11 protein-coding genes are annotated in these 10,089 nt (G+C 62.4%); 2 read left to right on the top strand and 9 right to left on the bottom strand.

What is annotated here, in order from left to right:
* Positions 1–101, top strand: a 101-nt coding sequence (locus PG883_RS21320; RefSeq protein ID WP_167576793.1) for a transposase, incomplete at its 5' end; no start/stop codon positions are given.
* Between the two features lie 26 nt (positions 102–127).
* Here PG883_RS21320 and glgC read toward each other — a convergent pair.
* On the bottom strand, positions 128–1,402 hold the full coding sequence (gene glgC / locus PG883_RS21315; protein ID WP_052815267.1) for a glucose-1-phosphate adenylyltransferase: 1,275 nt from the start codon (positions 1,400–1,402) through the stop codon (positions 128–130).
* A 188-nt stretch (positions 1,403–1,590) separates the two neighbouring features.
* Here glgC and PG883_RS21310 point away from each other — a divergent pair, with 188 nt between their 5' ends.
* The gene (locus tag PG883_RS21310) at positions 1,591–3,228 is read left to right on the top strand and encodes an EAL domain-containing protein (RefSeq protein ID WP_052815268.1); all 1,638 of its coding nucleotides are present in this window, start codon (positions 1,591–1,593) and stop codon (positions 3,226–3,228) included.
* Here the strand turns inward: PG883_RS21310 and PG883_RS21305 are convergent.
* From PG883_RS21305 to PG883_RS21270, 8 genes are all read right to left on the bottom strand, one after another.
* Positions 3,191–3,685 carry a hypothetical protein gene (locus PG883_RS21305; protein WP_010674428.1) on the bottom strand — a complete coding sequence of 165 codons (495 nt, stop codon included), beginning with the start codon at positions 3,683–3,685 and terminating at the stop codon, positions 3,191–3,193. The two genes, PG883_RS21310 and PG883_RS21305, sit on opposite strands and share 38 nt — an antisense overlap.
* Positions 3,686–3,832: 147 nt before the next feature.
* Positions 3,833–4,195, bottom strand: coding sequence for a DUF2750 domain-containing protein (locus PG883_RS21300; RefSeq protein ID WP_010674427.1), 363 nt, complete (start codon positions 4,193–4,195; stop codon positions 3,833–3,835).
* A gap of 123 nt (positions 4,196–4,318) precedes the next feature.
* Entirely contained in the window at positions 4,319–5,947 is a 1,629-nt protein-coding gene (locus tag PG883_RS21295) for a methyl-accepting chemotaxis protein (RefSeq protein WP_039038910.1), read from the bottom strand.
* 162 nt (positions 5,948–6,109) lie between these two features.
* Positions 6,110–7,414, bottom strand: coding sequence for an inosine/guanosine kinase (locus tag PG883_RS21290; protein WP_052815269.1), 1,305 nt, complete (start codon positions 7,412–7,414; stop codon positions 6,110–6,112).
* 175 nt (positions 7,415–7,589) lie between these two features.
* Entirely contained in the window at positions 7,590–7,982 is a 393-nt protein-coding gene (locus PG883_RS21285) for an MAPEG family protein (RefSeq protein ID WP_052815270.1), read from the bottom strand.
* Positions 7,983–8,046: 64 nt separating this feature from the next.
* The gene (gene hemH, locus PG883_RS21280; protein WP_042017278.1) at positions 8,047–9,021 is read right to left on the bottom strand and encodes a ferrochelatase; all 975 of its coding nucleotides are present in this window, start codon (positions 9,019–9,021) and stop codon (positions 8,047–8,049) included.
* A gap of 119 nt (positions 9,022–9,140) precedes the next feature.
* On the bottom strand, positions 9,141–9,785 hold the full coding sequence (adk, locus tag PG883_RS21275; RefSeq protein ID WP_010674422.1) for an adenylate kinase: 645 nt from the start codon (positions 9,783–9,785) through the stop codon (positions 9,141–9,143).
* Between the two features lie 100 nt (positions 9,786–9,885).
* A partial coding sequence (locus tag PG883_RS21270) for a hypothetical protein (protein WP_270808063.1) occupies positions 9,886–10,089 on the bottom strand: 204 nt, incomplete at its 5' end.

Here is a 10,089-nt window from a genome sequence, read left to right as displayed (position 1 = left end):
ACAACAAGATCAAAGTGATAAAGCGCATGGCATATGGATTTAGGGACTCAGAATACTTTTTTCTGAAAATCAAGGCGGCCTTCCCCGGAAAGCCGCGATGAACCTTTTTTTGTCTGTGTCGACGAAGTTAGCCGAGCTTGGCTAGCATCGGCTTGGTCACCAGCACGATGCCCTGCTCGGAGCGGTAGAAGCGGCGTGCATCCTCGTCCGCGTTCTCCCCCACCACCAGGCCGTCTGGCAGCTGGCACCCCTTGTCCACCACCACCCGGCGCAAGCGGCAACCAGCCCCGATCTCGACCCCGGGGAAGATCACCGCCTGATCCAGGGTACAGAAGGAGTGCAACCGCACGTTGGTGAACAGCACCGAGTTGAGCACGAAGGAGCCGCTCACGATGGAGCCCCCCGCGAACATGGAGTTGATGGTCATGCCGTGCTGGCCGTTTCTGTCCTGTACGAACTTGGCCGGTGGCGACATGTTCTGGCTGGTCCAGATGGGCCAGTTCTCGTCATAGATGTCGAGCTCGGGCACCACGGAGGCAAGGTCCATGTTCGCCTCCCAGAACGAATCCAGGGTCCCCACGTCGCGCCAGTAGGGTTTTTGCCCCTCCTTGGCCCCGACACAGGACATGTTGAACGGGTGGGCAAAGGCCTTGCCCTCTCCCACGATGCGCGGGATCACGTCCATGCCGAAGTCGTGCTTGGACTCCTGGTTGTGGATGTCCTCTTCCAGCAACTGGTAGAGGTACTCCGCCTCGAAGATGTAGATGCCCATGGAGGCCAGCGAGCGATCCTCGCAGCCCGGCATGGCGGGCGGATTGGCCGGTTTCTCCACGAAGGCGCGGATCTTGCGTTGCTCGTCGATGTCCATCACGCCGAAGGCCGATGCCTCGCAGCGTGGTACCTCGATACAGGCCACCGTCACCTTGGCGCCGAGGCGCACGTGATCCAGCAGCATGGCGGCGTAGTCCATCTTGTAGATGTGATCCCCCGCCAGCACCACGATGTACTTGGGACCGTAGTCACGGATGATGTCGACGTTCTGGTAGATGGCGTCTGCGGTGCCGCGATACCAGTGCACCTCGTCCACCCGCTGCTGGGCGGGCAGCAAGTCGATGAACTCGTTCATCTGGTAGCGCAGGAAAGACCAGCCCGATTGCAGGTGACGCAACAGACTGTGGGACTTGTACTGGGTCACCACACCCACCCGGCGGATGCCGGAGTTGATGCAGTTGGAGAGCACGAAGTCGATGATACGGAATTTGCCGCCAAAGTGGACGGCGGGCTTGGCGCGGTTATCGGTCAACTGCTTCAGGCGGCTGCCCCGTCCCCCTGCGAGCACCAAGGCCATACTCTGATTCAATAGTTGCCGTGCTTTGGCGGTGTCTACGGGTTCTAGCAACATATCTACCTCTGCTCTGTTGGGGCTGTTTTCAACCCATCTTCGCTTTTTTTACAGACCATGAAAGTGTTTTCACTCACATTTAGTTGCATTCCGTCGGCGCTTTATCGTGGAGTTGCGTGAGTACTCATGTTTTGCGCCAGCGACTTGGTTAGAATTTCTACATCATGAACATCATCAAGGATGAAACGATGTTGAATAAACATGAGGGAAACCTGCTGCTGGTCAGCGCACTGGTCTGCATTCCCATGCTGCTGTTGCAGGGAGTGCTGCTCGCCCCCCCCGCCTCACCGCTCACCCTGCTGCTGGTCCTGATGACCACCCTGACGGGATTCGCCCTGCTGCTCTTTCTCACCCACAGCGTGCGCCGTGGGGAAAAGACAAGGCAGGAGCAACGCTGGCTGCTGGCGCTGCAGCAGCGGGATCCCGCCATGCTCGACAGCGTACAGGCACAAACGGCTCTGCGCCAGCTCCTTGCGTCCTTCAATGAGGCCGAGATCGATGCCCACCGCCAGATCACCGAATTGCACAATCAGGCGACCCGGGACGAGATGACGGGCCTTGGCAACCGCCACGCCTTCCGGCGCGATCTGACCGAGCTGCTGCAACAGGAAAACACCCAGACCGCCATCCTGGTGCTCATCCGCGCCACCGAGCTCGGGACCCTCAACGCCCAGCGCGGCTTCCAGTCCGGGGATGCCTACATCCGGGACATCGCCGCCCTCATCAGCCACACCGTCAGCCGCTTCCCGGGCCACCGGGTCTATCGCATCTCGGGGGCCGATTTTGCCGTCCTGCTGCCCCCCCTGGCCCAGATCCCGCCCCATCTGCTGGGACGGGATCTGAAGCTCGCCTTCGATCGCTATCAGCACGATCACGAGCTCGAGAGTGCCGCCTACTCGGGCATGACCCGCCTGAGCAGCGAGCAGAAGATAGAGGCCATTCTGGCCCGGGCGGATCTCGCGCTGGCCCGTGCCCAGACAGAGGTGGTCAATGGCTGGGCCATCCAGCAGAACGACGAGGTGGTCGAGGTGCAGGGTCAGCGTCACTGGACCCAGGTGCTGACCGATCTGCTGGAGCAGGAGAGCATCAGCTTCACCTGCCAGCCTATCCAGCCCCTGCATCGCGGCATGCTCGCCTATCACGAGATCTATCCCCGCTTTTGCAGCAGCGACGGCACCGTGCTGCCAAGTGATACCCTGCTCGCCATGGCGCAGCGGCTGGACATGGTACTGCGCCTGACCCAGATGGTGATCCGCCACGTCATCCGCCAATACCGCGCCTTCGGAGGCCACAACAGCCGATGGGGTCTCAACCTGCCGGGCTCCCTGCTGCAAAACAGCGCCTTTCTCATCTGGCTGGATCACCAGTTGCAAAAAGACCCCGACATCGGGGCCAACCTGGTGTTCGAGCTCGACGAGGAGCACCTGGAGCGCAACCTGACCGGGTCCAGGCGGCTGTTCGAGCTGCTCAGGCGCCACGGCAGCCGCTCGGCCATCTGCAACTTCGGCAAGGGGATCGGCTCCTTCAGCCTGTTTCGCGAGCTCAAACCCGACTACATCAAGCTGGACCCCGGTCTCATCACCGAGCTGGAGCAGGATCTCACCAATCAGCAGTTCGTGCGGATGATCGTCGACGTCTCCCATCGCATGGGCTGCCTGGTGATCGCGGAAGGGGTGGAACAGATAGGCCAGAAGCAGATGCTGCAGAGCATGTATGTGGACGGCTTGCAGGGCTACCTCATCGCCCGACCCCAAGAGCTGGGGCCGGAGATCGGTCAGATGGGGATCTTCACGGAGACGGTTTCAGCTTCAACAGGGTCAGAATGATGTCGTTGAGCTGGCGATAACGCTCCAGCTCCTTCTGATCGTAACGGGTCGCCAGCATGGTCGGGTTGTGGCGATGCTTGAGGTAGCGGTTGATCTGCAGGCGGTTGAACCCGGCCACCTTGTAGATCTGGCCGAGCAGGGCATTGAGCTCGTCATCCGCCAGCCCGGCCCGGGTCAGGTAATCGGGTTGGGACGGGCTCTCCTGGCGGGCCGTGACCTTCTCCAGCTGGCCACGCTCCTGCAAATAGGTGAGCCACTGCTCCACGTAGAGCGGCTTGCAGCCCCCCAGTAGATTGAAGTACCCCACGGCATCGCAGCGGCACCCGCTCAGCAGCACCAGGGCCAGCTCGTCGCTGTCACACTGAAAGCTCACCGGGCCGCTCTGGCTCCAGTCCAGCGCCTGTACCTGGATCCTCCCCTGCGCCCCCGCCTTCGTGGTCACGTCAAAGACAAACATGGCACCTCCCGATCGGCAAAGGGTTGATGATGACCCATCCCCGGGACGGGTGCAAAGGCAAATCACCTTTTCATGGCCCATGGCGGCCATAAAAAAACCGGCCCCCCGAAGGGGGCCGGTTCATCACAATCCGGCAGGTCGGCTGACTCAGGCGTCCAGTTCCACCAGCGCCTTGGCCAGCTCGATGGGCTCGAGCTCCTGACCTTCCAGATCGGCGTTCCAGTTCGGGCCGACCAGCACGTCATCCTCGTCCAGATCGTTGATCCAGATGTCCAGGAACTCTTCGAGCTCGATCACTTCCGGCTCGTAATCCGCCCACTCGTCCACGCAGTGCAGGCGGGCATCTCCTTCGGCGGACCAGAGCGGCATCACGTCCGCATCTTCGAACTCGGCGGAGCGGCACACCACCCAGTCTTCACCGTAGCGCAGACCCCACACCTGACCCGACTCGCGGACTTCTTCGATGAACAGCTGGAAATTGGCGTCAAGATTGTCAGTTAGTTTGCTCATGGGGTCTCTCTCTTGCAAAGCAATGGCAGGCTGTCGGCCAGGGCTGGCCGAGAATGGGGCAGATGGTGTCCCAAAAGCCCCCCAGACTCAAGCCTTATCCCGAAAAAGCGGGGATAAAGGCCGTCAGATGCGATATTTCGCCACCAGGGCCCCCAGCTCGTCGCAGGCCAGCGCCAGTTGCCCGGATGCCTGCTCGGTCAGCCGGTTCTGGGCCAGGGCATCCGCCGCCAGCTGGGTGATGGCCACCAGCCGCTGGTTGATCTCCTCCGCCGCCCGGCTCTGCTCCGCCGCCGCCGTGGCAATCTGCCCATTCATGGCAGTAATGGTGTGGACGGATCCATCGATGGCATTGATGGCGACATCCGCATCGCCGGCCCTGTCCGCCGTCGCGCGGGAGAGCTGCTGCAACTGGCTGATGCCGCTGACCACCTTGCCGGCCCCCTCCTGCAGCCGCTGGATCATCTGCCGGATCTCGTCGGTGGAGCTGTGGGTGCGGGTCGCCAGGGTACGCACCTCATCGGCGACCACCGCAAAGCCGCGCCCCTGCTCCCCGGCCCGTGCCGCTTCAATGGCGGCGTTGAGGGCCAGCAGGTTGGTCTGCTCCGCTACCCCGCGAATGACGTCGAGCACGGAGCCAATCTGCTGAGTCTCCTGCTCAAGGCGGCTCACCGCCTGTACCGTCTCCACCATCTCGTCCGCCAACTGGCTGATGGACTCCCGGGTCTGGACCACCACCTCGCGGCCATGCTGGGCCAGATTGAGGGCCGAATCCGCCGCGTCGGCGGCCTGGGCCGCGTGCTGGCCCACTTCGCGGCTGCTCACCGTCATCTGCTCCATGGCGCTGGCCACCCGCAGGGTATCCTGCTCCTGGCCGGTGACGATGGCGCCGGTACGCTCCACCACCTCGGCCAGCTGGTGGGCATGCACCCGGTTCTGATCCGCTATCTGCTGGCTGCGGGCCACCAGCTGCGCCATCTGGCTGGCGAAGAGGTTGAAGTTGATGCTGAGCTGGCTCAGCTCGTCACGCCCCGACTCCGGCAGACGTACCCGCAGATCCCCCTCCCCCCTGGCGATGTTGCCAAGGGCCGAGACCGAGCGGGAGAGGGGCACGACGATGCTGCGCACAATGAGGCCGACCACGGCAAACAGCAGGAGGGCCAGCACCAGCCCGATCCCCAGCAGGGTGTGCAGCACCTCCCGGTACTGGGCCTCGACGTCGTCCACATAGACGCCGGTGCCGATGATCCAGTCCCAGGGGGCGAAGCGCTTGATGTAGGAGATCTTGCGTACCGGTTCGTCCACCCCCGGCTTGGGCCAGTAGTAGGCCACCTCCCCCGCGCCCTGGGCCCGGGCCAGATCGGCGAAGGCGACGAACAGCCTGAGCCCCTGCTTGTCCTCCACCCCGGAGAGATCCTTGCCGTCCAGCTCGGGTTTCATGGGGTGCATCACCATGGTGGGGTGGCTGTCGTTGATCCAGAAGTAGTCATCGTTGCCGTAACGCAACCCCTTGATCAGCGCCAGCGCCTCGGCCTTGGCGCTCGCCTCGTCCAGCTCCCCCTTGCGCACCCTGGCTTCCAGCCCCGCCACCAGGCTGTAGGCGGTCTCCACCTGGGCCTGGGTCTGGCGGCTCTTCTCACCCATCAGCCCCTGCTGATAGATCTGCAGGCAGAAGAACAGCAGCAGTCCCAGCAGCGCCAGCACCATCAGGGTCACCAGCGACAGACGCCGACCGATACTCCATTGTCTCAACATACCCTCGCCCCGCAGCAGCTACATATCCTTAACACAAGGTATGCCGCCGCGACGCGGGCTGTCCACGATGTCAGCAAAAGCGATGCCAAAAACATGATCCAGCCCCAAAAACAAGAAAGGGTGCCCAGTGGCACCCTTTCTCGTGGTCGACAGGAAGAGGTATCACCGCTCCCAGTACACCTCTTCCAGGCTGTCTTCCTTCTCCGGCAACCCGCGGGAGAGGCGCGGGCTGCTCTGGGCCAGCACCTCGTAGCTCACCCGGTTGGCGTACTTGCACACCTGGGCCAGAGAGGAGTAGGTCAGGAATTCCGAGAGATGCTTGGCGGAGTTCGGCACGTTCATGCGGTGGTAGGCGTTCGCCACCATGTCGTGCAGCACGGCGGACAGCGCCCCGTCCCCTGCCCCGTTGGTGTTCTTGATCTTCTCCGGGCCGCCCATGTAGGGGGAGATGTGGGAGTAGATACGCGCAGGCTTGCGGCACTTGTCCCGGGCCATGGGACGGCTGAACTCGTACATGTTGAACTCGGGGATGACGCCGGGCAGCAGGGTGTGGGTGGTCTCGCGCTTGTAGTCCTCGTCGGTGTAACTCGCCATGTAGAGCCCCACCGGACCTGCGGTGCAGAGCACCATGTCCGCCCAGTCCAGCGCCTTGTCGGCCGCGCCGAGGGGATCCTTTATCCCGGTCAGGGCCTCCGCCTCGTCCTCGTTCATGGCGAGCACAGTCACGTTCTCGCTGATGAAATCGCGCCACCACTGGGGATTCTCGTCGATGACGAAGCGGGTGCCCAGGGTCAGCACCACGGGCACCCCGGCCTCGCGGGCATAGCGCACCGCGGCCATGGCGGCCTCCTTCATGGGCGTGCCGTCGGCGCCGCGCACCAGGTAGGCGGTGATCACCAGGGCCGAGGCCTCCTTGATGATGGTCTCGGGGATGTGGTCCACATCCAGGTGATCCATCTTGCCGGCGTTGATGCCAAAGCTGCGCTCTCCCCCTTCGGTGATGAAGGTGAAGCAGCGCCCGACCGGGCCGTCCACCGGCTGCAGGTAGTCGAGGTTGACCCGGGAGGAGGTGTTGCACAGATAGCGGTAGGCATAGCTGCCGATGCGGATGTCCTGGCTCATGACGCCAAGCAGGATGGAGTGGGAGTCCGCCAGCACGGAGTAGTTGTGCATGGTGTTGCCGATGGTGCCGCCGGCAAATTCGCTCACCACCATGTTGTTGGCCTTGAGCTCGTCGTAGACCAGCTCCGCCACCTCGTCGGAGATGAGCATGGAGTGGCCCTTGCTCAGGCCGTACCGGTTCAGGAAGTCTTCGTCCACATGGGCTTCGATATCCACCAGAGTCTGATCGATGCCCACTACATAGGCCTTGCCCAGTTCGGTGAGCTGGGAGTTCTGCGGGATCAGGGGATCACGTCTGTCGACCGGGAAGTAGTGTTTGGACTTGCGCTGACCGGGAAATTTCATGGCAATCTTCTGTGCTCTGGGGAAAAGAGGGGCGGGATTTTAACACAATCCACCACGCCGAAAAGTCGCACGATTGAATTTTGAGGTCAGTATAGACAAGGGTTTGCGAGGAAAACGTTTGACTTGTCTGCCACAAAAAACCACCCCGTGGCGGGGTGGTGTTGCGGGATGACATTCAGCTTGCCGAGAGCCCCTGCACCAGGCCCAGCACCGAGAAAATCCCCAGCGACAGCCAGAAGAAGAGGGTGCCGAAGAGGCGCGGCATGTTGGGAGCCCTGGGGATCTGGATGCCGATGGCATGCAGGATGCGACCCACCAGCAGCAGCACACCGCCCAGGTGCAACCAGAGCGCCCCGACCCCCGCCAGTTCGCACAGGGCCATCAGCAGCAGGGTGAGGGGCACGTACTCGGCAAAGTTGCCGTGGGCGCGGATCGCGGCCAGCATCTCGGGGGCTTCCCCCTCCCCTATCATCACCCTGAACTGGGCGCGGCGCTTGACCACCCAGAAGGAGAGCAGCAGAAACAAGAGCCCGAGCAGGCCGGCGTAAATCAGCGTGATATGCATCATCAGGACACTCCTTTATCGTTGAATCCGAACGTCCGCCACGTCGGGCACCGGATGAGAACGGTCATCATGCCAGCTCGCGACAGATGAGGGAAACCATCATTCGGATATGGGCCTGATCGCTGTTGAGGGCTGGGATGTATTCAAACTGCTCGCCACCGGCGGCCATGAAGATCTCCCGGTTCTGCACCTGGATCTCCTCCAGGGTCTCGAGGCAATCCGCCGAGAAGGCCGGGCAGATGACATCGAGCCGCTTGACGCCGCGAGAGGGCAATTCGCCCACGGTCAGGTCCGTGTAGGGCTTGAGCCACTCCTCCTTGCCAAAGCGGGACTGGAAGCTCGCGGTCCACTGCTCCGGGGCCAGCCCCAGCGCCTCCGCCAGCAGGGCGGCGGTGCGCCTGCACTGATGACCATAAGGATCCCCTTCCCGCTCGTAGCGCTCGGGAATGCCGTGGAAGGACATCAGCAGATGCTCCCCCTGGCCGTGCTGCTCCCAGTGGCGACGCACGCTCATGGCCAGCGCCTGGATGTACTCCGGGTGGGCATGGTAATCGCGGATGAGCCGCACCACCGGCAGATTGCGCTCGGTTTTCATCGCCCTGGCCCAGGCGTCGAACACCGAGGCGGTGGTACTGACCGAATACTGGGGATAGAGCGGCAGCAGGATCACCCGGTTGACCCCCTGGGCCTTGAGGGCCTGCCAGCCATCGGCCAGCGACGGGGCGCCATAGGTCATGGCGAGCGCCACCGGCACCTCGACCCCTTCCCGCTTGAGCTCGTGCTCCAGGGCCGCGCGCTGCTGCTGGCTGATGACCATCAGGGGGGAGCCCTGCTCGGTCCATACCTGCTGATAGAGCTTGGCCACCTTGGGGGAGCGGGTCGGCAGGATGATGAAGTGAAGCAGGGGGCACCAGAGGTAGCGCGGCAGGTCGACGACCCGCTGATCGTGCAGAAACTGGCTGAGAAACGCCTTGACCGCCGCCGTGGTCGGCGCGGCCGGGGTACCCAGATTGACCAGCAAGATCCCGGTTTTCGTGGTCACGTTAGCATCCTGTCGTTCTGTGTCGTGGGAATGGAATGCAAGAAAGGGCCCGGTATGGACCCTTTTCTCACTCTCGTAGCCAGCCGGCGAACGGCTGCGTCCTGCCGGCCCTGAATGGCTTAACCGAGAATGGCGGCCAGTTGCTGGCTGACCAGATCCACCGGCTGGGTGCCGTCGATCTTGACGTAACGGGTGTTGCCCGCTTCCGCTTCCTTGCCGTAGAAACCGATGAGCGGCGCGGTCTGCTGATGGTAGACATCCAGACGCTTGCGCACTGTGGTCTCTTCGTCGTCGGCACGGATCACCAGATCCTCGCCGGTCACGTCATCCTTGCCTTCCACTTTCGGCGGGTTGAACACCACGTGGTAGGTACGGCCGGAGCCGGAGTGCACGCGGCGGCCGCTCATGCGCTTGACGATCTCTTCGTCCGGCACGTCGAATTCCAGCACGAAGTCCACGGTCACACCGGCATCCTTCATGGCTTGCGCCTGGGGAATGGTGCGGGGGAAGCCGTCCAGCAGGAAGCCGTTGGCGCAATCCGGTTGCGCGATGCGTTCTTTGACCAGGCCGATGATGATGTCGTCGGAGACGAGCTGACCTGCGTCCATCACGGCTTTGGCCTTGAGGCCCAGCTCGGTACCCGCCTTGATCGCCGCACGCAGCATGTCGCCGGTGGAGATCTGCGGAATACCGTGTTTTTCCATGATGAACTGAGCCTGGGTACCCTTGCCGGCGCCCGGAGCTCCCAACAGAACAATGCGCATACACGCTCCTAGTTGATTGGTTATTCAATTCTTGAGAAGGCAAAAAACTACACGTTTTCGCCCGTATTAACAAGCTCGCCCCGTGTGAGTGGCCAGATTATCACCACACTCCCGCCCCGTCTCTGCGACCAAAGACGCAGACGACGACCACTAAAAATGATTGAAAATGCAGCAACGCACCAGAGGGGAACGGCCAAAAAAAAGGTTCTTCGCGGGATCCTGGGAAAGTGGAAGTTGACAGACAGGGTGCTGGTAAACTGGCTGTCTCCAAACACACCACCACCATCACCCTGCTGTCGCCGTG

Source organism: Aeromonas sp. QDB25 (assembly GCF_027707725.1).
Lineage (GTDB): Bacteria > Pseudomonadota > Gammaproteobacteria > Enterobacterales > Aeromonadaceae > Aeromonas > Aeromonas caviae.
This window is presented reverse-complemented; position numbering and strand designations above follow the sequence as displayed.